The organism is Pseudomonas sp. RIT623 (assembly GCF_004519305.1).
Classification (GTDB): Bacteria; Pseudomonadota; Gammaproteobacteria; order Pseudomonadales; family Pseudomonadaceae; genus Aquipseudomonas.
On record NZ_SOZA01000009.1, the window covers coordinates 122,608 to 145,535 of the forward strand.

Consider the following 22,928-nt stretch of genomic DNA (forward strand, 5'->3'; position numbering starts at 1 on the left):
TGCATCGGAGGTAGAACATGCCCCTCAGCCACAGCGTGCGCAGCTACCTCCAGGGCGGCGATAGCCGCGCCGAACGCGACTATATGCCAGAGCTGGCGGGCGCCACCCTGCAGGAGTCCCCCAGCCTGTCGCGCCTGACCGTGTGGCTGGCGGCGATCCTGCTGCTGGTGGCCCTGGCCTGGGCCAACTTCGCGGTGCTCGACGAAGTCACTGTCGGCGAAGGCAAGGCCATCCCGTCTAGCAAAGTCCAGGTGGTGCAGAACCTCGAAGGCGGCATCGTCACCGAGATCTTCGTGCGAGAGGGGCAGATGGTCGACAAGGGCGCCACCCTCCTGCGCCTGGACGACACGCGCTTCAAGTCGAACAAGGGTGAAAGCGAGGCCGACCGTTACGCCCTCAGCGCGCAGGTGGAACGCCTGTCGGCCGAGTCCGAAGGCCGCCCCTTCGTGCTGTCGAGCGAAGTCCGCGCCAAGGCGCCGCAGGTAGCCGAGGACGAGGCCGCTCTTTACCAATCACGCCAACGCCGTCTGGCCAGCGAAAAACAGACCCTCAACGAACAATTGCGGCAAAAGACCCAGGAGCTGGCCGAGTTCCGTTCCAAGGTCGACCAGTACCGTTCGGCGGTGGGCCTGTTGCAGCAGGAACTGGACATGTCCTCGCCACTGGTGAGCAAGGGCGCCATCTCCCCGGTGGAGATCCTGCGCCTCAAGCAGCGCAGCGTCGAGGCCCGCGGCCAGCTGAACGCCACCAACCTGGCCATTCCCCGCGCCGAAGCGGCGATCGCCGAGATCCGCAGCAAGATCCAGGAATCGGACGCGAGCTTTCGCTCCGACGCCGCCAAGGAACTCAACGACAAGCGCACCGAACTGTCGAAGATCACCGCCACCAGCATCGCCATCGACGACCGGGTCAACCGCACCACCGTGGTGTCGCCGGTGCGCGGCATCGTCAAGCTGCTCAAGGTCAACACCATCGGCGGCGTGGTGCAGCCCGGCAGCGACCTGGTGGAGATCGTGCCGATCGAGGACAACCTGCTGATCGAGGCCAAGGTACGGCCACAGGACGTGGCCTTCCTGCACCCGGGACAGACCGCGATGGTCAAGTTCAGCGCCTACGACTACACCATCTACGGTGGGCTCAAGGCCAAGCTGGAGCTGATCGGCGCGGACACCGTCAGCGACGACAAGGGCAATGCGTTCTACCTGATCCAGGTGCGCACCGACAAGAACCACCTGGGCGGGGACAACAAGCCGCTGCTGATCATCCCGGGGATGGTCGCCACGGTGGATATCATCACCGGGCAGAAAAGCGTGCTGGACTACCTGCTCAAGCCGGTGCTCAAGGCGCGTACCGAAGCCTTGCGTGAACGTTGAGGGTATCCAGCACGCCCTCCGTCAGTCTGGATGACGGGCGTAAGCTTGCTCGGTCAGCTCGTCCATCAGTTGTCCCTCGGCAAGGTTGCGTTCGGCCATCAGATCTTCCACTTGATCCAGGTACTCTTGTTCCGTACTTGACTTCGCCTGCTGCTCCAAGGTCGCCAAGCGATCACGATAGGGGGCATCGAACGCCTCGAAACGTTCTCCATGACGGGTACGCAAAAAGTCCTGCCAGAAATCTCGATTCGCCAACGACCTACGCAAGACCTGCGTGTTTTCACCCGCGAGCACCGTCGCCCGGGCATCGCGCAGGTCAGCCTGAGTGACGCCGCTGGCATAGTGGTAATTCATGTACTCAGGCTGGGCCGGCAATCCCAGGGGCGCGGCCAGACCGATACGGTAAGCCAGATACACTTCGACGTCGTCCACCGTTTGGGTGGGGTCTGACGCTTGTACCTCGCTGATGTGTTCGGCGGCGATCCGATCGACCGCGTCCCGACGATAGAGCCCGCGTCCCAGGCGCAGCAATCGCGCTTCGGCCTCGTCGCTGGCCAGCCCTGCCGTGTTGCGTACCACCAGTGTGGTCAGCTCCAATTCACTCAGAATGAACAACAACTGGTCCGAACACGTACGCGGCCCAGCCGCCTGCGCAAACAACGCTTCACGGACTTCGCTGTTCTGCTCGCAACTGTCGAGGATCGCCCACACCCGTCGGCGCAAGTGCCCTGGCTGGTTCAGATAGTCTTCCGAACGCCCCAGATCACGCAGGAAGCGGAAGAAGTCAGCGGTGTTCTCGCCATCGGCATCCACCAGGTGCTGCCAGACCTGCGAGCAACGCACGTGCTCGGCGGGGCTCAACCCCTGCAGCCAAATCGCCCGGGCAGCCTCCTCGGCGCCGGCATGCACGGGGCGTGACAGTTGCCGGGAAAACGACCGTAACCGTCTCAGCGCATCCGCCGTCAGCGGGTTGTCATGCAAGACCAGGCGCCCCAGCCGGGCCCTGTGCAACTGGATCACCAGTTCACTCACCGTGGTGATCCGGTTGTCGCGCAAGTCGATGGTTTCCAGCGTCGGATGCTCGAGAAGCGCCATGGGCACAGCGCTCAGGCGAGTGTTGCGCAACGAGATCGCCTGCAGGCTGTTGGCCCCCTGCAGCGAAGGTGCCAGGCCTATGGGGTTATCACTCAGATCCAGCCAACGCAGCCGCACCAGCGACGACAAACGTCCGCCTGCCGCGGCGTCCATCACGATCTGGTTGGCGGCCAGGCGCAGATGGGTCAGTTGCGTCAGGTGCTCGATCCCGGTCGGTATGGACGTCAGTGCGTTGTTACCCAGATCAAGATGCCGTAAATCGCCGAAACGCTGAATGAAGTCGCTGACGCTGTTACCCAGTTGCATGCGCCGCAGCGTCAAACGCCTCACATGGTCGAAGCGCACAGACGCAGGCAGGTTGGGCAAGCCCGCCAACGACTCGCCGTCGAGGGTCAGCACGAACACCCCATCCGCATCGTGCAGCTTGCGCCGCCAGACGCGGCGGATCTGCTTGGCCACCTGCCGCCGCCGGTAGCGCTGCAGCGAGCTGCCAGCTGCCTGACACCATGCTTGCAAGGCTTGGCGCAGTGAAGCCAACTGCTGGCGCAGGCCTGCCAGGTATTCCCAGGGCGACTGGCCCGCGTTGCCTATCTGAGTGAGGAGGTCCTCGATCTGACCGTCGGTCAATGTCGGATACACGCTGCGCAAGCCACTGCGCACACTGCTACCCGCGCCCGGCTGCCGCCCACTGAGCGGATACCCCAGGCGCCCATCGCCCAGTCGCACCGGTGGGCGCATGCCAGACGCTGGCGAGACCATGCCGATCAGCTTGGCGGCGGCTTGACGATTGCCGCCCAGCCAACGAACACAGGCATCGGTCAACTGTCGCGCCGTCGGTTCGGCATGACCCAGTTGGAGTTTCTGTACACTATCCATATGCAGCAACAACGCCTGGGCCAGGCTGTCGCCCGCCGCGGCGCCGGCGACGCCATGGCCGTTGTCGTCGACAGCCAGGTAACCTTCGCCCGTACGTAGTATCCGGCGAACCTCGGCGGCCTGTTCGCCCCCTTGCTGCGCAAGCAGCAGCCCCTCCACCCGGCCCTCGCGCAGCTCGATGCGAACCTGCTCGCGCCAGGGCGTCAGGGTATCAGCGACGTGCAACATCAGCTTTTCGCAATCGCTGTTGATTGCCGCAGCCTGATAGAACCCCGCGCAAGCGCGATCCAGCCGGCTGTCCCACAACGCCCAGCGCGCCTGCTCGGCCAACGGCAACGGTACTTTCTTCCCGAGGCGCAGTTGCGCATGCTGGCCACCGCTGGCCGAGGCGACGAGCATTTCTGCGCTGCGCGCACTCAGCCCAGGAAAATCACGACGCAACAGTTGCGCGGGGTCGCCCACGGGCTTCTGCTGCGCGGCGATACGCTGCTCGAAAGCCTCGGCCTTCAGCGCAGGCTCAGCAGCATGCAGGCGATGACGCTCCAGGGCATCGACCAGACGCGCCGGCGCCTGGGCGCCTTCAACATGTAGCCGCCGCAATTGCTCGGTATCGAAGCCGGTAGTTCCGAGGACAGCCTCGGCCTCGGGTTCGGTCACCGCGGCCAGGGAGCCGCCGAGACGGCCCAGCAAGAGCCGTTTTTCTGCCCAGCCATGAGCCTGTTCGAACTCATGGGCCCAGCCGCCATCGCCATTGTCGCGCAGTAAAGGGCCATAGGCCGTTGACCGGTGCGGATGACGAATACGCCATTCGCCCTTGGGCTCCAGAGGCTCGAGCAGAAAACTTCCTTGCCCAAGTTTGATCCGCTGCGCCCCGGCTGGCCCCATCACCGAACCCAGCGAGCCTTGCTCATCGGCAATCTTGTAGCCGCGCAGGCTGCCATCACACAGACGCAGGCGCCCCTCGTCGGACAGCACCGGCAGCAGGCCATCGACGAACGACACCCGCTCGAGGAGCTTGCCCACCCCAGCCGTGACCAGGCCCGTGCCGAGCATGCCGGCCACATTGAACAGGTGCCCCAGGGCCGACTCTCGATCCCCGAGTTGCCAGTCCTGGTAGCCCTCGTAGACTTCATCGACCAGTTGCGCCACGGCAATACCCGCCATCGCCAAGCCAAGCCCCGGGACGAAGAGCGCGGCCAGCGACAGCAAATCGAGCCCTGCGCTCTGATAGCCCTGTAGCCGCGCCTCACGGGTCGCGGCGTCTTCGTCTTCAGTCGGCACGGCCAACATGCGGGCATCGGCGATGATTTTGTCGATATGGGTCTGGCGCAGATGGGCGAACAGTGCGCCTGCAATTGCCTGGTTGCGCCCGTCCAGTGGCAACGCCGATGTCCCCGTGGCGGGCTGGAGGTTGGCCAGTACCCGCACGAACGCCGGGCGATCGGCCTCGCTGATGAAACGCATGAAGAAGGCCAGATAATCCGGTTGCCCCAGGCGCTGACCGAGCGCCTCGTACAACGCGGCCCATGAGGGGTAGCGCGCAAGCTCTGCCTGGGGGTCACCCGGCAGCCAGGCGACCACGCCTTCCAGGCGCGCTGCGCGGCTTCTGTCTTTGCGGATCTCCAGCGTCACCACACCCACGACTGGCTTGCCGAGCAGGTACAACTGACGAGGCCGAACATCGACCGGGTAGGCAGCAACGATAGGCTCGGCACTGATCAGCGGCAGCAGTTGCAAAAAGGTGCGTTCGTCGATGATCTGCTTGAGGGCCGCATGGCGCACGGCAACCTCGAAATTGCCTTGCTGCACCTGCTCCAGCAGGCGCTGCAAGGCTTGCGCCTGCACCGCGTCATCGGGTCGGAAGTGTCCTTCGAGATAGGCCTGGTACTTTGCGCCAATATTCAGTGATCGGCATAGCGCGGCATAGGCGCCGGGACGCACCGGCAGCGTCTCGCCCTGGCCGTCATGCAGGCGCGACTCCGCCAGCCAGTGCTCCTCCGACTCTTCGCTGGCAGCGAAGTTATGCAGGGCCGCTTGCAGCAAGGACTGACTGGCCTGCACACGTTCCCGGGGCAATGGTAGGGAGGGCCCCACTGGGGCATTGATCTTGTGCCATACCCTGAACAAACGGCCCTTGCGCACGTCATGGACCTTTCCTGTCAGGTCCTGCAAGGCGTTGACCAGCAATATCTCGGCAAAGACGTCCAATGGCGTGACGCTGCCGTAGTGGACTTGCAATTGGTCCTGCAAACGTTGCTGTTGCGTCATCGCCAGTTGCAAAGCCTTGAGGCGATCCTCGGAAGCGTTTTTCAACCAGGCAGGCAGTCGATCGCCAATCAAGCGATCGATCGAGTCAGGGGCGAGAGGAGTCATGGGCTATTCCTGATGGGAGAAATGCCCATTTCACCCGCGCGTCCCTGCCGGCTGGCGTTAGTTAAGTCTGTCCCTGCGACAACGGATCAGCGGTGGACGTGGTTGCGCTCGAAGGTCGCCATGCCCATCGCGTCGATCTGTCCCTGCACCAGTGCCTCGAAAGGCCGCAGCAAGGCATCGAAACACTGCGGTTGCTCCAGCACATTCAATGCCTGCACTACCGCCTCGAGAGTCGACAACGCCCCTGGCTCAGGCGCCTTGCGCACCCGATAGCGTGAAGGAAGTACCTGGGCCAGCGTCACCCGCGGCAGCGCCGCGAGCGCCGGGTTCAAGTACAGCAGCTTGCGTGCCTTGCGCCAGGTACCGTCGGGTACGATCAGCAGCAGCGGTAGGTCGTGGCCTTGTCCATAACGTGCCAGCACCTCGGCTTCTTCACCAGGGAACAGCAGCGCCGGTCGATACCCTGGCGTGGCCAGCAGCGCGTCCAGGTCATCGAACACCTCGCCGATTCGCAGCTCGCCGTTGACCAGCCCCAAGGTCGCCAGGCGCGCGGTATTCAGCGCATGGGCGGTCTCGCTGGGGTGTTGCAGAACGACCACGCGAGTAAGGCTGTCGAGCTGTGGGATGAGTGGACAGAGGCAATGGGCAAGCGGGCGCTGGCAGCGCTCGCAGCGAGGTCTTGGCATGGGGAACTCCTTGGGGCGGGTAGTTTGCCACAGGGTTGCCATCCTCGGGTTGCTGCGAGGCCCACTCCCACACCCCACTGTTACCCGCTGCAGCCTCAGCGGTTGAATCGCTCCGCCAGGCTGTGCAGGTACTCCGCCATGCGCTCCAGGTCCTGGCTGATTTCGGCGCCCTGCTTGGCCTGCCCCGCGCTCTCGTCGCACAGGTGGGCAATGCGCACGATCTGCTGGTTGATGTCCTCCGCCACGTGGCTCTGCTGCTCCGACGCCGTGGCCATCTGCTGGCTCATGCCGGTGATGCGGCTGACCGCCTGGGCGATCCCCGACAGCGCTTCCTGCACCGCCTCGACACTGTGCACGCTGTCGCTGGAGATCTGCTGCCCACGGCTGGCGCTGGCCACCGCGCGGTCGGCACCGGAGCGCAGGGTGGAGATGATGTGGTGGATTTCCTCGGTGGAGGCGCGGGTGCGCTGGGCCAACGAACGCACCTCATCGGCGACCACGGCGAAGCCCCGGCCCTGCTCACCGGCCCGCGCCGCCTCGATGGCGGCATTGAGCGCCAGCAGGTTGGTCTGCTCGGCGATCGAGGTGATGACATCCACCACGCTGCCAATCGACTGGGTCTGCTCGGCCAGGGCATTGACCGCCTGGCCAATGTCGCTCACGGCCTCGTTCATGCTGCCCATGGCGCGCAAACTCTGCTCGGCCAGGTCGCTGCCCTTCTGCGCCAGTTGGTCGGCATCGCTGGCGGCGTGGGCGGTGCTCTGCACGTTATGGGTCACCTGCTGGATGGTCGCGGCCATCTGCGCGATGGCGGTGGCCGACTGGTCGGTCTCGCTGCGCTGGCGGTCGAGCATCTGTGCCTGGGCATCGGACAAGTCGGCGGATTGCGCGGCCCGCGACTTGACGCCGATGCCGGCGTCCACCAGGCGGGTCAACGCGGTCTGCAGACGCGCCTCCTCGCTGATGATCGCCAGGTCGAGCTGACCCTGCAGGCCTGGGTTGTCGCTGTAGGTCAGCGCCACCAGCGGGCTGGTGAAGGCCTTGGGATGCTCCTGCAAGGTGCGCCGGATCGACTGGTTCTGCCGGTGCTCGACCACGTACCAAGCCGCCAGCAGGCTGGCCATCAGCACGCCGAGGGCCGCATAAGGGGGCAGCCACAGGTAGCCGGCGGCCGAAGCCAGGCCAGCACCGATCAACGGCCAGCCATGGCCGATGCCATGGGCCAGGCGCGCCGCCAGAGGCACCGCCGAGCGCCCGGCACGCAGGCGCGCGTAGAGCTGCTCGGCGCGGCGGATCTGCTCGCGGGTCGGCACCGAGCGCACCGATTCATAGCCGCTGATGCGACCGTTCTCGTACACCGCCGTGACATAGGCGCTGACCCAGTAGAAATCGCCGTTCTTGGCGCGGTTCTTGACCACGCCCATCCATGGCTTGCCTTGCTTGATGGTGTCCCACATATGACCGAAGACCGCTGGCGGCATGTCGGGGTGGCGCACCAAGTTGTGGGGTTGGCCCACCAATTCGTCGTAGGTGAAACCGCTGATGGCCACGAATGCGTCGTTGCAATAGGTGATGCGGCTGTTCAGGTCGGTGGTGGAGATCAGCCGCTGGTCTTGGGAAAAGGTTCTTTCGTGCTCAGTGACGGGCAAATTCATGCGCATCGTTGGCGGTCCCTTGCTTATCCAGATGAATGGGAAAATCATCAAAGCAAGTAGATATTTAGCAGATGGCCAGCACGTCAGCGGTCAAGTTTTGTAGGAAATTTGCTCGACCTGACCGAGCGGCTTGAACACGCCATGCTTCAACCCACGTTGAGTTGGCTCTTGAGCAAGTCGCGGAACGTCTGGATCAAGGGTTCCCGGCTGCGGCCACGACGAATGATCAGGGAAAACGGCGCCTGGTAGCCGAAGGTGGCCGGCGACAAGACCCGCAGGTCACCCTTGTCGACCCAGGCCTGGGCATAGTGCTCGGGCAGGTAGCCGATGTAGGCGCCGGAGAGAATCAAAATCAGTTGTGCCTCCATGCTCTCCACCGTGGCGGCGCTGTGCTTGAAGCCATGCCGGGCCAGTTCGGCCTGGCTCCAGTAGCCACGACCGACCATGCGCTGCTGGGTGACCACCGGTTCGGGGATGCGTCGTTGCGCGAACAGCGGGTGGCGGTTGCTGCAATACAGCCAGTGCTGCTCGCGGTACAGCGGTTGGTACAGCAGCCCGCTCATGCGCGAGGAAAATGCGCCGATGGCCAGGTCCAGACGGTTGTCCTGCACGCCCAGCTGCAATTCATAGGGACTGGACACCGACAAGTGCAGGTGCACCGCCGGGTGTTCCTGGCTGTAGGCGCCAATGGCTTCTGCCAGCGGCAGGGCGCTGTCGCCAACGGTGGAATCGATCACCCCAAGGTTGAGGGTGCCGCGCAGTTCGCCCTTTAGCGCGGCGGCGTACTGCTCGAAGCCGTCCAGCTCACCGAGCAGGCGCAAGGTTTCCTGGTGGAACAATTCGCCCTTGCTGGTCAGGCTGAAACCGCCACGGCCGCGATGACAGAGGACGATGCCCAGGGCGCTTTCCAGCTGGCTCATGTAGGTGCTGATGGCCGAGGTCGACAGGTTGAGGTCGCGCTGGGCAGTGGCGAATCCCTGATGGCGTACCACGCTGGCGAAGATGCGCAGCAGTTTCAGGTCGGGCAGCGATGAGGCCATGCAACGAGGTTCCGCAGGCTGGAGTTGCCCAGAGTCTAACCCGGCCTGTGCCAATAGTTCAGAGATTCCTGAAGTAAGTATTTGTCGGTAGCGATTCTTCCCGGCCACTACCTTGCGCAGACTGCGGCGCAATGTCCCTGCTCGCCGGTATCACACCGCGCCAATACGCGCGGCGGCAGCCAGGTTCGAACAAACAGAACAATCGACCGACTGATGAGGCCCACCGTGGACAAGATTCTCCACCAACCACTGGGCGGCAACGAAATGCCGCGTTTCGGCGGCATCGCCACCATGCTCCGCCTGCCCCACCTGCCAAGCGCCGAAGGCCTGGACGCCGCGTTCATCGGCGTGCCGTTGGACATCGGCACCTCGCTGCGTTCCGGCACCCGTTTCGGCCCGCGGCAAATCCGCGCCGAGTCGGTGATGATCCGTCCCTACAACATGGCCACCGGTGCCGCGCCGTTCGACTCGCTGTCGGTGGCCGACATCGGCGACGTGGCGATCAACACCTTCAACCTGCTGGATGCGGTGCGCATCATCGAAGAAGCCTACGACGAGGTCCTCGAGCACAACATCATCCCGCTGACCCTGGGCGGCGACCACACCATCACCCTGCCGATCCTGCGGGCCCTGCACAAGAAGCACGGCAAGATCGGCCTGGTGCACATCGATGCCCATGCCGACGTCAACGACCACATGTTCGGCGAGAAGATCGCCCATGGCACCACCTTCCGCCGCGCCGTGGAGGAAGGCCTGCTCGACTGCGAGCGCGTGGTGCAGATCGGCCTGCGCGCCCAAGGCTACACCGCCGACGATTTCAACTGGAGCCGCCGCCAGGGCTTCCGTGTGGTCCAGGCCGAGGAGTGCTGGCACAAGTCGCTGGCCCCGCTGATGGCCGAAGTGCGTGAGAAAGTCGGTGGCGGACCGGTGTACCTGTCGTTCGACATCGACGGCATCGACCCGGCCTGGGCGCCGGGCACCGGCACCCCGGAGATCGGCGGCTTGACCACCATCCAGGCGATGGAGATCATCCGCGGCTGCCAGGGCCTGGACCTGATCGGCTGCGACCTGGTCGAAGTCTCCCCGCCTTACGACACCACCGGCAACACCTCGCTGCTGGGGGCCAACCTGCTGTTCGAAATGCTCTGCGTGTTGCCGGGCGTGGTACATCGCTGACGGCAGCGACACCGCCCGTTTTTTGTAGGAGCGGCCTTGTGGCGCGATGGGGCGCGAAGCGCCCCCAAGGTCCTCGCCTCATGCAAGATTGCCGGGGCTGCTACGCAGCCCATCGCGACACAAGGCCGCTCCTACAGAGAACCCAGTTGCAAAGACTTACTGCACCCCGGCAGGAGCCATTCGGGAGGGCCATAGAGGCCCGCCAACACCACAAAGGACCGCCGGGCGCCGTGAACCGTCCGGACGGCCAATCTCGCCATAATAAAGATAATCGGGAGACCCCCAATGGCCTTGGACATCATCGTTGTACTGATCTATGCCGCCGGCATGCTCGGCCTCGGCTGGTACGGCATGCGGCGCGCGAAGACCCATGAAGACTACCTGGTGGCCGGGCGCAACCTCGGCCCGACCCTGTACATGGGCACCATGGCCACCACCGTGCTCGGCGGCGCCTCCACCGTCGGCACCGTGCGCCTGGGCTATGTCCACGGCATTTCCGGTTTCTGGCTGTGCGCCGCCCTGGGCCTGGGGATCATCGCCCTGAACCTGTTCCTGGCCAAACCGCTGCTGCGCCTGAAGATCTTCACCGTCACCCAGGTGCTGGAGCGCCGCTACAACCCGATGGCGCGCCAGGCCAGCGCGGCGATCATGCTGGCCTATGCGCTGATGATCGCGGTGACCTCGACCCTGGCCATGGGTACCGTGCTGCAGGTGCTGCTCGATGTACCATTCTGGATGGCCCTGCTGTTTGGCGGCGGCGTGGTGGTGGTGTATTCGACCATCGGCGGCATGTGGTCGCTGACCCTGACCGACATCGTCCAGTTCGTGATCAAGACCGTGGGCCTGATGTTCATCCTGCTGCCAGTGTGCCTGTACAAGGCCGGGGGCTGGGACGCCCTGGTAGCCAAGCTGCCGGACACCAGCTTCAGCTGGACCGCCATCGGCTGGGACACCATCATCACCTACTTCCTGATCTACTTCTTCGGCATCCTGATCGGCCAGGACATCTGGCAACGGGTATTCACCGCCCGTGACGAGAAGGTCTGCCAGCGCGCCGGCACCACCGCCGGTGTCTACTGCGTGCTGTACGGCCTGGCCTGCGCGCTGATCGGCATGGCCGCCCACGTGTTGATGCCCGACCTGGCCAATCCCAACAATGCCTTCGCCGAGATGATCAAGGGCCAGTTGCCCGAGGGCATCCGTGGCCTGCTGATGGCCGCCGCCCTGGCCGCGATGATGTCCACCGCCAGCGCTGGCCTGCTGGCCGCCTCCACCACGCTGACCGAAGACCTGCTGCCGAAACTGCGTGGCGGCAAGCAGTCGAGCCTGGGCATCAACCGCCTGTTCACCCTGCTCACCGGCTTGGTGGTGCTGGGCATCGCCCTGGCGGTCAACGATGTAATCAGCGCCCTGACCTTGGCTTACAACCTGCTGGTGGGCGGCATGCTGATCCCACTGATGGGGGCGATCTTCTGGAAGCGCGCGACCACCGCCGGGGCCATCGCCAGCATGTCGTTGGGCTTTGCCACCGCGCTGTTGTTCATGTTCAAGGACGGCCTGGACGCCAATTCGCCGATCTACTACAGCCTGGCCATCGGTCTGGTGAGTTTCGTGGTGGTCAGCCTGGCTTCGCGCAAGCCGGTGAGCGCCGTGAAATTGGCCTGATACCTTCTGTCCTGGCCGCGCTCGTCGTAGGAGCCGGCTTGCCGGCGAACACCGGCGCAGCCGGTGCCAGCCTCCGCGTCGCCTGGTTCGCCAGCAAGGCTGGCTCCTACGGGGCTGCGCTAGAACGCAAAAGGTGGTCAGCGACGACGCGGCTGGCGCTTGCGCTGTTCTTCGTCGGTCGGGATCGGCACCGGCTGCAACGGTGGCGGGAGCAAGCCCAATGCGACGGCGAGGTCGTGGAGCCAGTTGTACATGCGTTGGTTCATAATGCCCCCTTGACGGGTGGTCAATCAATCCTGCGATGCGTCATACAGATCATAGTCCCATGTCCTGTATCCCGCATGCTTCTGTTCTTACACATATGGGCGATTTTGACCCGGATCAAGCGCGGATGGCAGCTTCCGACGGTCGGTCAATCGTTTCGCTTTGTTGCAAATCAATCCAGGCCTGCAAATTTGCCCCACACATGCCCTGGCGCCACATCAGCCAGGTCTGCGCCTGGTCGAACGGCGCCTGCAACCGATGCACCCGCACCCGTTCATGGCCCGGCAGGCTGTCGAGCATCGACTGCGCCATCAACGCCACCCCCGCCCCGGCGATCACGCAGGCCAGCATGCTCTGGTACGACTCGATCTCCATCACCCGCCCCATGGGCGTGTGGGCATGGGCATACCAGGCTTCCAGGCGCATGCGGTACGAGCAGCCCTGTCGGAAGGTGAACACCGCCTTGCCCGCCACGTCGCGGGCCGTTTGCACCGGAGGGTGTTCCGGGCTGGTGATGAGCACCAGCACCTCATCGCACAAGGGCACGCCATCCAACCCGGCCAGGCTCGGTGGGCCATCCACCAGGGCCGCGTCGAGGGTGTGGCCGAGCAGGCCCTCGAGCAGCTCGCCACTAGGGGCGGCACGCACTTGAAGGTTCACCGCTGGGTAAGCCTGGTGATAGCGCGCCAGCAGCGCGGGCAGGTGAGTGGCCGCGCTGCTGTACATGGTGCCGAGCAGGAAGTCACCCGCCGGCTGGCCACCCTGCACTGCGGCCATGGCCTCGTCGCGCAGGGCCGCCAGGCGGTTGGCGTAGTCCAGCAGCACCTTGCCCGCTGGCGACAGCTGCAGACGCTGGCGCTCGCGCAGGAACAACTCCACCCCCAGTTGTTCCTCGAGCTGACGCAGGCGCGTCGACAGGTTCGATGGCACCCGGTGCAGGCGCTCGGCGGCACGGGTCACCGAGCCTTCCTCGGCCACGGCCTGGAAGATACGCAGTTGGCTGAACTCCATGAGATTCTCCAAAACAGAACAACTTTATCATCATTATTCAATTTTGCTGAAAGTAAATCCACCCTACCCTGCCAGCCATCGCATCCTTCGTGCAGGAGACGCTCCATGTCACCCTTCGTCCAACTGCTGGCCAGCGCCGTGGCGCTGATGATGGCCATGGGCATCGGCCGCTTCGCCCTCACCCCGCAACTGCCCCAGCTGATCGCCGAGGGTCAGCTCGACCTGACCGCCGCGGGTCTGATCGCCGCCGCCAACTACCTGGGCTACTTCCTTGGCGCGGTGGACGGCATGTTCGCCCGCCAGCCGGCCCAGGTGCGCTTGCGCCTGCATGGCGGCCTGTGGCTGTACGTGCTGCTGACCCTCGCCTCCTGGGCCGCCGACGGTTTCTGCAGCCACCTGTTGCTGCGCTTCGGTACTGGCGTGGCCAGCGCCTGGGTGCTGGTGATGATCACCAGCCTCAGTCAGCAGCTGGCCAACGCCCATGGCCGGCAGCGGCTGGGCGCCCTGGTATTCGCCGGCCCCGGCGCCGGCATCGCGCTGACCGGCCTGCTGGCCCTGGCCGCGCACCTGCTGGGGCTGGGCTCGGCAGCACTGTGGCTGATCTACGGGGTGGCAGCCCTGCTGATGCTGCTGGCTGTGCTGCCGTGCTTGCCACGGGCACTGGAACCCGCGCCAGCAGCAGCCCACGACGGCCCGACCCAGGGCACCGGCATCGGCCGTCTGGGCTTGGCCTATGCGCTGTACGGTATCGGCTACATCCTGCCCGCGACTTTCCTCGCGCAGATGGCCAACCAGCAGTTCCATGGCCAATGGCTGGCTGATCTGTTCTGGCCGGCGTTCGGCCTGGCCGCAGCGCTCGGCGTGGTGCTGGCCAGCCTGCGCCGCCCCGGTCACACCAGCGTCTGGTTGACCACCACGTTGTGGCTGCAAGGGCTGGGGGTACTGGCATGCCTGATGGGCGGCGGTATCGGCCTGGGGCTGGGGGTATTGCTGTGCGGCGGGCCGTTCCTGGCCTGCATGCAACTGGTAATGCAACGCTCGCGGGAGTTGGCGCCCCAGGCCACGCAGCGCAACGCCGGGCTGTTGACCGCCTGTTTTGCCCTGGGGCAGTTGAGCGGACCGTTGCTGGCGGCGTTGAGCAGCCATTTCAGCGGAGGCTTGCAACCGGCGCTGGTGCTGGCGGCGCTGGGGCTGGGGCTGGCCGGGATATTGGTGCTGGCCGGTGGTGCGTCGCGCTCGGTGATGAACCCATGTTCGCCAGCCTTGCCAGCGAATCCTAGCCCACGACCCTGCGCAACTGCTGGCGTACCCAACCCTCGGCACTGACCAATATCACCCCCAGCAGCACCATCACCGCGCCGATCACGAAGTTCAGGCTCAGCGGCTCATCCAGCAGCAGCACGCCAAAGCTTACACCGAACAACGGCGTGATGAACGAGAACACCGCCAGGTTCGATGCCAGGTATCTGCGCAATAGCCAGAACCAGGTCAGGTAGCTGATGAACGACACCACGATCCCCTGGAACAGCACACTGCCCACCGCCAGGGGCGTCAGGGCGAAGTCGGCGATCTGCCCGCTGAACAAGGCGATCGCCAGCAACCCGACGAAGCCCACCGCCAGTTGGTAGAACAGGGTCAAGGTCACCGGTGCCTCGGACAGCCGCGAGCCACGCACCACCACCGTGGTCGCGCCCCAGGCCAGCCCGGCCAGGATTGCCAGGCCATCGCCCAATAGCATGCGCCCATCGAGCTGCTCGAGCGACACGCCTCCGGCGAAGGCCAGGGCAATGCCACAGAAGGCCAGCAGGATGCCTAGCCACTGCAGCCAGCGCAGCCGCTCGCTGGGCATCATGAAATGCAGCCCCAGGGCGGTGAAGATCGGCGCGGTATAGAGAAACACCGACATGTGCGCCGCCGACGTCAGTTTCAGGCCCTCGGCAATGAACAGGAACTCCAGCCCGAACAATGCGCCGGCCAGCAGCCCAGCGCGCCAGGTGGTGCCCAGCAGCCCCCAGCCTTCACGCATGCACACCAGCAGGCCGACCAGCAGCGCGGCTATGCCATTACGAAATGCCGCCTGCATCACCGGGGCGATGTCCACGGCGGCCGACTTGATCAGCACTTGTTGGCAGCCCCATACCAGGCATAGCCCCAGCATGACCTGAAAAGCGAAGGCGTCGGGGTTCTTGCGGGCCGCGATCATGCGCGCCCCCTTGGTTGTTGCAACGTCATGGGCAAGGCTCGGCAGTGGAATGGATCCCGATTATTAGACGTCGAGCCTTGCCGATACCAGCCTAAATTGCGCCTCCGGCGATTCGTGCCTCGGCAGCTATCCGGTCGAAGGTGCTCTCGTCCAGCGCGTCTTCCTGCTCATCCAGCACCTGGCGCGGGTGCTCGAAGCCGGGGATGCTGCTGTCGATCAGGCTGAGCAGGCGCGAGCCACGCTCGGTGAGCACGAAGTTCTCGCCGTTGCCGCCCTCCTCTTCGGGTCGGCTTTCGATGAAACCGCGCTCGAAGAGGATCTTTTCATACTCGCAGGCGCGGGTCTTCAGATGGTCCAGGTCGCCCGGCGCCTGGCCCTTGGCTGCCAGGGCCGCGGCATGTTGCTCGGCGTAGGGGCGTGGGGTGAAGCTGTGACCGGCGCCGTTCTGCACTTCGTGCAGCAAGCGTTCGATCAGGTCCCAGTCGTAGGTGCTCATGGAGGGGGCCTCCTGCTGTGGACGGATGGGGTACACAAGGTGTGACCCAGGAGCCCTTCCAGGTGTTCCACTTTTTACGTGTCTGAACTTTTGCCAGGCCCCGACCATCAACCAGTATCATGCCCTGCAGAGGCCTGGACGATGAAAACCTCAACCTGCATCACCCTGTTCGCCAGCCTGCTGTGCAGCGCCCCCACCTGGGCTTGCACGCCAGAGGAAGCCACCCATAAAAGAGAAGAACTGGCCGGGCTGGTCAGCCAGCTCACCGAGCAGAACCCGCAAAAGGCCAAGGAGATCAATGACGAACTCCAGGGCATGGAGCTCGGCACGGCGAGCAAGGACCTGCCAGACAAATGCCAGTTGATCGACAAACGCATCCAGGAACTGAAAGCCGCGGAGAAGAAGACCTGACTCGCCTGGCGGTCAGCGGCGTTGCTGGGCCTGCATGTACTGGCGCAGCAGCTGGTTGATGCGGGTCTGGTAGCCGGCGCCCTGCTCCTTGAACCAGGCCAGGACGTCGGCGTCGAGGCGGATGGTCACGGTCTGCTTGGCAGGCACCCGCAACTCGGCGCGGCTGAAGAAATCATCATCGAGCTCGGGAATGTCCGAGGTATCGACGGGTGGCTGTTGCTCAGGGGTTGCGGATGGTTTCGACATAGCGCTGTTCCTCACGTCGAGCTGCTCGTCTGGCGGAAATGACTCGGATCACATCACCCTGCCTTTCGGTGTAGGCCACCACACAGACCCAGGCATTGATCCAGCCCATGCTGATCCAGCACGGTTCCTCGTACGCGAACCGCTCATCACGCAGCACCAGCATCGGCTGGCGAAACATGAGCGTGACATCGTCGAAGTCGACGCCATGCTTGCGGATGTTGATTAGGTTCTTTTGCTCATCCCACTCAAATCGTATTGAGCCGTCGTATTTACATACGTACATACGCTACACCTCCTTGGCTATAGATGCCATAGGAGTCTGGTGGGCTGGCGACAAAGTGCCGGGGCAAAAGGGTAGTTTGGGAAATGGGCTACAAACGCCTGGGGAAGGCGTGAAGTAACCCGCCACCGTTGCAGTGGCGGGTTCGCTGCAAGGCGGCCTTTACTCAGCGGCAGGCTTGCGCTTTTTCAGCGGTGCCAGGCCATCGGCACTGGCCAGCGGAGCCTTGTTCCTGGGCTTGGCGGCCGGCTTTTTCTTGGCGGCGCCCTTCTTGTCGGCGCCAGCTTTCTTCTCGACCTTTTTCTTCTTGCTGCCAGCGGCCTTGCCCGAGGCCTTGACCTTCTTCGGCCCGTTGTAGGTGCCCTTGACCTCCTTGATGACGCGGCGCTCGAACTGCTGCTTGAGGTAGCGCTCGATGCTCGACATCAGGTTCCAGTCGTTGTGGGTGATCAACGAGATCGCCAGGCCTTCGCCACCGGCACGGCCGGTCCGGCCGACACGGTGCACGTACTCGTCGCCGCTGCGCGGCATGTCGAAGTTGATCACCAGGTCCAGGCCGTCGATGTCCAGGCCGCGGGCGGCGACATCGGTGGCTACCAGCACCTTGGAGCTACCCTGTTTGAAGCGCTCGATGGCCTGCTTGCGGTCTTTCTGGTCCTTCTCGCCGTGCAGCACGAAGGCCTTCACATCCTTGGCCACCAGGTGACCGTAGATGCGGTCGGCCAGGGCGCGGGTGTTGGTGAAGATGATCGCCTTGTCGAAGGTCTCGTTGGCCAGCAGCCACTGCACGATGGCTTCTTTATGCTGGTCGTGGTCGGCAGTGATGACCTGCTGGCGAGTGCCTTCGGCCAGTTGCGAGACGCTGTTGAGCATCAGGTGCTCAGGGTCCTTCAACACCTTGCCGATGATGTCGCGCAAGGCCGCGCCACCGGTGGTGGCGGAGAACAGCAAGGTCTGCTCGCGCTGCTCGCACTCCTTGCACAGGCGCTCCATGTCTTCGGCGAAGCCCATGTCGAGCATGCGGTCGGCTTCGTCGAGGATCAGCACCTGCACGTGGGACAGGTCGAGGTTGCCGGCGTTGAGGTGCTCGAGCAGGCGGCCCGGGGTGCCGATCAGCACGTCAGGGACCTTGCGCAGCATCGCGGCCTGTTCCTTGAAGTCTTCACCGCCGGTGATCAGGCCCGCCTTGATGTAGGTGAACTGCGAGAACAGCTGCACTTGCTTGAGGGTCTGCTGGGCCAGCTCGCGGGTCGGCAGCAGGATCAGCGAGCGAATCTCCACGCGTCCGCCTTTCAGGTCGACCAGACGGTTGAGCAGCGGCAGGACGAAAGCCGCGGTCTTGCCGCTGCCGGTCTGCGCGGTCACCCGCAGGTCACGCCCTTGCAGGGCCAGGGGAATGGCCGCCGCCTGCACCGGGGTCGGCTCGACAAATTTCAGCTCGGCCACGGCTTTGAGCAGGCGTTCGTGCAGGGCGAATTGGGAAAACACGGGGGTAACCTCGGGCAAGTGCGAAAAATTCAAGTTGCATAGGGTAACGTTTTCCGCCGCCAGAACCGAATTTCTTTTGGCAACTTTGCGCCGATCCACGCTCTAATGTCGCCTCGTACCGCAATACAGACCGTTTCCAAGCCCATGGACATCCAACGTTTCTGGCGTGACGCCCTCGACCTGTGGGGCACGCTCGACCAACACCCGATGCTGCACGCCGCCCTCGGCCTTATCGTGCTGCTGCTCGTCTCGCTGCTGATCGGCCGCCTGGCGCGCTTTCTGATCCTGCATTCCACCCGCCTGCTGGCACGGCAACCGGCGCTGCGCTGGCTGGACGACCTGCGCCACAACAAAGTGCTGCACCGCCTGGCCCAGACCACCCCGTCGCTGGTGGTGCAGTTCGGCCTCAAGCTGGTGCCAGAGCTGTCCGCCACCGCCCAGCACTTCCTGGGCAACGTCGCCCTGGCTGTGACCTTGCTGTTCATGACCCGCGCCCTGTCGTGCCTGCTCGATGCCCTGCTGGACATCTACGCGCGCAGCGAACACGCCCGCACCCGCTCGATCAAGGGCTACATGCAGTTGGCCAAGATGATGCTGTGGATCTTCGCCGCCATCGTCATCGTCGCCACCCTGATCGATCGCTCGCCGCTGTTGCTGCTATCGGGCCTGGGCGCCATGTCGGCGGTACTGCTGTTGGTGTACAAGGACACCCTGCTGTCGTTCGTCGCCAGCGTGCAACTGACCAGCAACGACATGCTGCATGTCGGCGACTGGATCGAAATGCCCCAGGCCGGCGCCGATGGCGACGTAGTGGACATCACCCTGCACACGGTGAAGGTGCAGAACTTCGACAAGACCATCGTCTCGATCCCCACCTGGCGCCTGATGAGCGAGTCGTTCCGCAACTACCGCGGCATGCAGCAATCAGGCGGGCGGCGGATCAAGCGCAGCCTGTTCATCGACGCCGCCGGCGTGCGTTTTCTCAACGCCGAAGAACAGCGCCGCCTCGGCCAGGTCAGCCTGCTGGGCGACTACCTGAGCCAGAAGCGCCAGGAACTGCACCAATGGAACGAAGCCCTGGGCCCGGTGGCGGAACTGTCGGCCAACCGCCGCCAACTGACCAACATCGGCACCTTCCGCGCCTTCGCCCTGGCGTACCTGAAAAGCCATCCCAACGTGCACCCGAACATGACCTGCATGGTCCGTCAGATGCAGACCACCGCCGAAGGCGTGCCGCTGGAAATCTACTGCTTCACCACCACCACGGTGTGGGCCGAGTACGAGCGCATCCAGGGCGATATCTTCGACTACCTGCTGGCGGTGCTGCCGGAGTTCGGGCTAAGTCTCTACCAGCAGCCGAGTGGCAATGACATGCGCGCTGGGCTCGCCGCCCGGCCGCAAGCACAACCGCAACCGCGCGGCTTGGAAACGCTGAGCGACGCATGAGCACTCAAGGCGCCCCATGGGCGCCTTTTGCTTTTTACCCCTCTGCCCCACTACGCTAGGCGCAAAACGTCATCAAGGAAGATCGACGGACCTGCCCTGATGACCGATCAACGCCACTCGCAGCCACCGTGAGCGAACCATGCGTCAGGATCTGTCCCTAACCCCGCCCCACGTCACCGCCGACACCGGCCCAAAACGCAAAGCCCTGGCCGCCGCCAGTCTCGCCCATGGCGCGCATGACGGCCTCACCGATGTCATCTACGTGCTGCTGCCTATCTGGCAGGCCGCCTTCGGCCTCAGCTACGCCCAGGTTGGCCTGCTACGCGGCGCCTACGCCGGAATGATGGCGGGCTTTCAACTGCTGGCCAGCAAAGGGGCCCGACGCTGGGGGCGCGAAGCGCTGTTGATCCGGGGCACGGCGCTGGCCGGGCTGGCCTACCTGCTGGCCGCCCAGGCCAGCGACCTGAGCCTGTTGCTGATCGCCCTGATGCTCGCCGGCCTCGGCGCCAGCCCCCAGCACCCGCTGGCCAGCGCCCTGGTCGCCGATGCCTACGACGGCAGTGGCAAGGTCAAGCAGGCCCTGGCCCAGTACAACTTCGCCGGCGATATCGGCAAGGCGGTGATTCCGGGGCTAAGCGGCCTGGCGCTGGTGTATCTGTCCTGGCAGGCCAATGCCACGCTGCTCGGCCTGCTCGGGCTTGGCGCGGCGGCGCTGCTGTGGGCGCTCTTGCGCCAGCCGCCATCACAGATCGAGCCTCTCGCCAAAACCACATGCCAGCACCAGGCTGGCGCGCCCTCCGGCCTGGTGGCGCTGATCGCCACCGGCACCCTCGACAGCGGCGTGCGCATGGGGTTTCTGACCTTCCTGCCGTTCCTGCTGCAGGCCAAGGGCGCGGCCACCGCCCAGATAGGCCTGGCCCTGGCGCTGTTGTTCATCGGCGGGGCATTCGGCAAGCTGTTCTGCGGCTACCTGGGGGCGCGCCTGGGACCGGTGCGCACGATAATCTGCACCGAGTTGCTGACGGCCGTGCTGATCCTGGTGGCACTCATGCTGCCACTGTTGGCGCTGATGCTGGTCATGCCGCTGATCGGCGTGGCGCTCAACGGCACGTCTTCGGTACTGACCGCGCTGGTGCCGGATTTCGCCGGGCGCGCGCACCGCGAACGGGTGTTCGCCTGCTACTACACCGGCACCGTGAGTGGGGGCGCGCTGGCCCCGCTGCTGATCGGCGCGATGTCCGACCATGCTGGGGTGGCCCAAGGCCTGATGGTGCTGGCTGGCACCTTGTTGCTGACCTTGCCGCTGTGCCTGGTGATACGCCACGGCCTGCGTCAGCCGGCCTGAGCCACACGCGGCTCAGGCTGCGCCCGGCAGTCTCGCGCGCTGGCCACCCAAACGGCTCAACCACACCGAAGCCAGAATGATCCCGCCCCCCATGGCCAACCGCCCCAGCGGTTCGTCATGGTTCCAGATCAGCAGATTGAGCAGCAGGCCCACAGGCACATGCAGGTTGTTCATCACCGCCAGGGTCCCCCCGGAAACCAGGCAGGCGCCCTTGTTCCACCAGTACAGGCCCAAGGCTGTCGGGCACAGGCCGAGGAACAGCAATACCAGCCACTGGGTGTCGGTGCTCGGCAGGTGCTGGGCATTGCCGAACAGCAGGAACGCCGGCAGCACCACCAGCAGCGCGCCCAGGTAGAAGTAGCCGAAACGCCGGTAGTGCGGCAGGTCGCTGGGATTGCGCGCCACCAGGTGGCGGTACAGCACCTGGCCGGCGGCGTAGGTGAAGTTGGCCAGTTGCAGCAGCAGGAAGCCCATGAAGAACTCGCCGGTGACGGTGTCGAAGCGAATCACCGCGGCGCCGGCCACCGCCACCAGCGCGGCCAGCAGCGCCCAGGGATTGAAACGGCGGTTCAGGGCGTCTTCGATCAGCGTTACATGCAGCGGCGTGAGGATGGTGAACAGCAGCACCTCGGGTACCGTCAGCACGCGGAAACTCAGGTACAGGCAGACATAGGTGATGCCGTACTGCAAGGCGCCGATCAGCAGCATCGAGCGCATGAAGCGTGGTTCGACCAGGCGCCAGCGGGTCAGCGGCAGGAACACCAGCCCGGCCAGCAGCACCCGCGCCAGCACCGCGAAGTAGCTGTCGACGTGGCCGGCCAGGTACTCGCCGATCAGGTTGAAGGAATACGCCTGGATCAGCGCGACGATTATCAGGTAGCCCATGGTTGGCCCTCGTGGATCAAGGCGGCGACCTTAGCGGGTTGGGTCTGGCCAGTTCAACCATGAGGATTGTGGGGGTGCTTGGGGGAGCCGCAGAGGGCCTGGGGTCTGGTGTCATCGCAGGAATCGCCGGGGCCGCTACGCGGCCCTTTCGCGGCACAAGGCCGCTCCTACAGAGCACGCGTAAAGCAGATAAAAAAGCCCGGCCATGAACTGGCCGGGCAGGTACACCCAAAGGAGCAACAAGGTGTCAGGGTTGGGAATTCATCGCGGCTCAGGCCACCGCGGCCAGCTTGGCCTTGGCCTGGTTGAGGCCCTTCTCGTGGAACTCGCCGCTCATGTTCAGGCCTTCGGCGTGAATGAAGTCCACCTCGTGGATGCCGATGAAGGCCATCACCTGGCGCAGGTAGGGTTCCTGGTGGTCGCTACTGGCACCGGCATGGATGCCGCCGCGGGCGGTCAGGACGATGGCGCGCTTGCCAGCCAGCAACCCCTGCGGGCCGGTGGGGGTGTACTTGAAGGTGATGCCGGCGCGCAGCACATGGTCCAGCCAGGCCTTCAGGGTGCTGGGGATGGTGAAGTTGTACATCGGCGCGGCCATCACCAGCACATCGGCGGCCAGCAGTTCATCGGTCAGCGCGTTGGAACGCTCCAGCGCTTCACGCTCGGCGGCGCTGCGCTGCTCCTCGGGCTTCATCCAGCCGCCGAGCAGGCTGGCATCCAGGTGCGGCACCGGGGCCACCGCCAGGTCGCGCACCGTGATCGCGTCGGCCGGGTGCGCCGCCCGCCACTGCTGGATGAAATCCTGGGTCAGTTGGCGGGAAACGGAATCCTGCTGACGGGCGCTGCTTTCGATGATCAGTACGCGGGACATGGGTGCCTCCATCGGCGGTAAAGGGGTGCAATTCGATGGAGGT

General features: G+C 64.7%; 20 protein-coding genes and 1 pseudogene. 7 read left to right on the forward strand and 14 right to left on the reverse strand.

Annotation, left to right across the window (positions count from 1 at the left end; translation table 11 throughout):
- Nucleotides 1–17 precede the first annotated feature (17 nt).
- Nucleotides 18–1,373, forward strand: a complete 1,356-nt coding sequence (locus E3U47_RS09265; RefSeq protein ID WP_134690980.1) for an HlyD family type I secretion periplasmic adaptor subunit — start codon at nucleotides 18–20, stop codon at nucleotides 1,371–1,373.
- A gap of 21 nt (nucleotides 1,374–1,394) precedes the next feature.
- On the opposite strand, the gene E3U47_RS09270 is transcribed toward E3U47_RS09265, so the two are convergent.
- The 5 genes and pseudogenes from E3U47_RS09270 to E3U47_RS09285 all read right to left on the reverse strand — a co-directional run bounded on the left by E3U47_RS09270 (nucleotide 1,395) and on the right by E3U47_RS09285 (nucleotide 9,098).
- Nucleotides 1,395–5,717, reverse strand: coding sequence for an NEL-type E3 ubiquitin ligase domain-containing protein (locus E3U47_RS09270; RefSeq protein ID WP_134690982.1), 4,323 nt, complete (start codon nucleotides 5,715–5,717; stop codon nucleotides 1,395–1,397).
- 86 nt (nucleotides 5,718–5,803) lie between these two features.
- Complete coding sequence (locus tag E3U47_RS09275; RefSeq protein ID WP_134690984.1) at nucleotides 5,804–6,403, reverse strand: tRNA-uridine aminocarboxypropyltransferase; 600 nt, start codon at nucleotides 6,401–6,403, stop codon at nucleotides 5,804–5,806.
- 95 nt (nucleotides 6,404–6,498) lie between these two features.
- Nucleotides 6,499–7,527 carry a methyl-accepting chemotaxis protein gene (locus E3U47_RS09280; protein ID WP_372239497.1) on the reverse strand — a complete coding sequence of 343 codons (1,029 nt, stop codon included), beginning with the start codon at nucleotides 7,525–7,527 and terminating at the stop codon, nucleotides 6,499–6,501.
- A 234-nt stretch (nucleotides 7,528–7,761) separates the two neighbouring features.
- A pseudogene (locus E3U47_RS25485) lies at nucleotides 7,762–8,106 on the reverse strand (PAS domain-containing protein); the annotation flags it as partial.
- Nucleotides 8,107–8,204: 98 nt separating this feature from the next.
- A complete protein-coding gene (locus tag E3U47_RS09285) occupies nucleotides 8,205–9,098 on the reverse strand; it encodes a LysR family transcriptional regulator (RefSeq protein WP_134690988.1) in 894 nt (297 codons plus the stop codon).
- A 225-nt stretch (nucleotides 9,099–9,323) separates the two neighbouring features.
- Between E3U47_RS09285 and speB the strand changes: the two genes are divergently transcribed.
- Complete coding sequence (speB, locus tag E3U47_RS09290) at nucleotides 9,324–10,274, forward strand: agmatinase (protein WP_134690990.1); 951 nt, start codon at nucleotides 9,324–9,326, stop codon at nucleotides 10,272–10,274.
- Between the two features lie 285 nt (nucleotides 10,275–10,559).
- On the forward strand, nucleotides 10,560–11,939 hold the full coding sequence (locus tag E3U47_RS09295; protein WP_134690992.1) for a sodium:solute symporter: 1,380 nt from the start codon (nucleotides 10,560–10,562) through the stop codon (nucleotides 11,937–11,939).
- A 137-nt stretch (nucleotides 11,940–12,076) separates the two neighbouring features.
- Here the strand turns inward: E3U47_RS09295 and E3U47_RS25210 are convergent, their stop codons facing one another.
- The gene (locus E3U47_RS25210; protein ID WP_256660254.1) at nucleotides 12,077–12,205 is read right to left on the reverse strand and encodes a PA1414 family protein; all 129 of its coding nucleotides are present in this window, start codon (nucleotides 12,203–12,205) and stop codon (nucleotides 12,077–12,079) included.
- A 115-nt stretch (nucleotides 12,206–12,320) separates the two neighbouring features.
- Nucleotides 12,321–13,214, reverse strand: a complete 894-nt coding sequence (locus E3U47_RS09300; RefSeq protein WP_134690994.1) for a LysR family transcriptional regulator — start codon at nucleotides 13,212–13,214, stop codon at nucleotides 12,321–12,323.
- Between the two features lie 105 nt (nucleotides 13,215–13,319).
- Between E3U47_RS09300 and E3U47_RS09305 the strand changes: the two genes are divergently transcribed.
- On the forward strand, nucleotides 13,320–14,540 hold the full coding sequence (locus tag E3U47_RS09305) for a YbfB/YjiJ family MFS transporter (RefSeq protein WP_134690996.1): 1,221 nt from the start codon (nucleotides 13,320–13,322) through the stop codon (nucleotides 14,538–14,540).
- Here E3U47_RS09305 and E3U47_RS09310 read toward each other — a convergent pair.
- Both E3U47_RS09310 and E3U47_RS09315 read right to left on the reverse strand, forming a co-directional pair.
- Entirely contained in the window at nucleotides 14,491–15,417 is a 927-nt protein-coding gene (locus E3U47_RS09310; RefSeq protein WP_134690998.1) for a DMT family transporter, read from the reverse strand. The two genes, E3U47_RS09305 and E3U47_RS09310, sit on opposite strands and share 50 nt — an antisense overlap.
- 91 nt (nucleotides 15,418–15,508) lie before the next feature.
- Complete coding sequence (locus E3U47_RS09315) at nucleotides 15,509–15,913, reverse strand: transcriptional regulator (protein WP_134691000.1); 405 nt, start codon at nucleotides 15,911–15,913, stop codon at nucleotides 15,509–15,511.
- A 141-nt stretch (nucleotides 15,914–16,054) separates the two neighbouring features.
- Between E3U47_RS09315 and E3U47_RS09320 the strand changes: the two genes are divergently transcribed.
- Nucleotides 16,055–16,324 carry a hypothetical protein gene (locus tag E3U47_RS09320; protein ID WP_134691001.1) on the forward strand — a complete coding sequence of 90 codons (270 nt, stop codon included), beginning with the start codon at nucleotides 16,055–16,057 and terminating at the stop codon, nucleotides 16,322–16,324.
- 12 nt (nucleotides 16,325–16,336) lie between these two features.
- On the opposite strand, the gene E3U47_RS09325 is transcribed toward E3U47_RS09320, so the two are convergent.
- The 3 genes from E3U47_RS09325 to E3U47_RS09335 all read right to left on the reverse strand — a co-directional run bounded on the left by E3U47_RS09325 (nucleotide 16,337) and on the right by E3U47_RS09335 (nucleotide 18,338).
- The gene (locus tag E3U47_RS09325; protein ID WP_134691003.1) at nucleotides 16,337–16,570 is read right to left on the reverse strand and encodes a BrnA antitoxin family protein; all 234 of its coding nucleotides are present in this window, start codon (nucleotides 16,568–16,570) and stop codon (nucleotides 16,337–16,339) included.
- Nucleotides 16,545–16,853, reverse strand: a complete 309-nt coding sequence (locus tag E3U47_RS09330) for a BrnT family toxin (RefSeq protein WP_372239496.1) — start codon at nucleotides 16,851–16,853, stop codon at nucleotides 16,545–16,547. Before E3U47_RS09330 ends, E3U47_RS09325 begins: the two co-directional genes overlap by 26 nt.
- A gap of 159 nt (nucleotides 16,854–17,012) precedes the next feature.
- Complete coding sequence (locus tag E3U47_RS09335) at nucleotides 17,013–18,338, reverse strand: DEAD/DEAH box helicase (RefSeq protein ID WP_134691005.1); 1,326 nt, start codon at nucleotides 18,336–18,338, stop codon at nucleotides 17,013–17,015.
- A gap of 144 nt (nucleotides 18,339–18,482) precedes the next feature.
- On the opposite strand from E3U47_RS09335, the gene E3U47_RS09340 reads away from it, so the two are divergent.
- Nucleotides 18,483–19,784, forward strand: coding sequence for a mechanosensitive ion channel family protein (locus tag E3U47_RS09340; protein ID WP_134691007.1), 1,302 nt, complete (start codon nucleotides 18,483–18,485; stop codon nucleotides 19,782–19,784).
- A gap of 139 nt (nucleotides 19,785–19,923) precedes the next feature.
- Nucleotides 19,924–21,129, forward strand: a complete 1,206-nt coding sequence (locus E3U47_RS09345; RefSeq protein WP_134691009.1) for an MFS transporter — start codon at nucleotides 19,924–19,926, stop codon at nucleotides 21,127–21,129.
- 12 nt (nucleotides 21,130–21,141) lie between these two features.
- On the opposite strand, the gene E3U47_RS09350 is transcribed toward E3U47_RS09345, so the two are convergent.
- Together E3U47_RS09350 and E3U47_RS09355 are read right to left on the reverse strand one after the other, a co-directional pair.
- On the reverse strand, nucleotides 21,142–22,014 hold the full coding sequence (locus E3U47_RS09350) for a carboxylate/amino acid/amine transporter (protein ID WP_134691011.1): 873 nt from the start codon (nucleotides 22,012–22,014) through the stop codon (nucleotides 21,142–21,144).
- A 271-nt stretch (nucleotides 22,015–22,285) separates the two neighbouring features.
- Nucleotides 22,286–22,885, reverse strand: a complete 600-nt coding sequence (locus tag E3U47_RS09355) for an FMN-dependent NADH-azoreductase (RefSeq protein WP_134691013.1) — start codon at nucleotides 22,883–22,885, stop codon at nucleotides 22,286–22,288.
- Nucleotides 22,886–22,928: the final 43 nt, after the last annotated feature.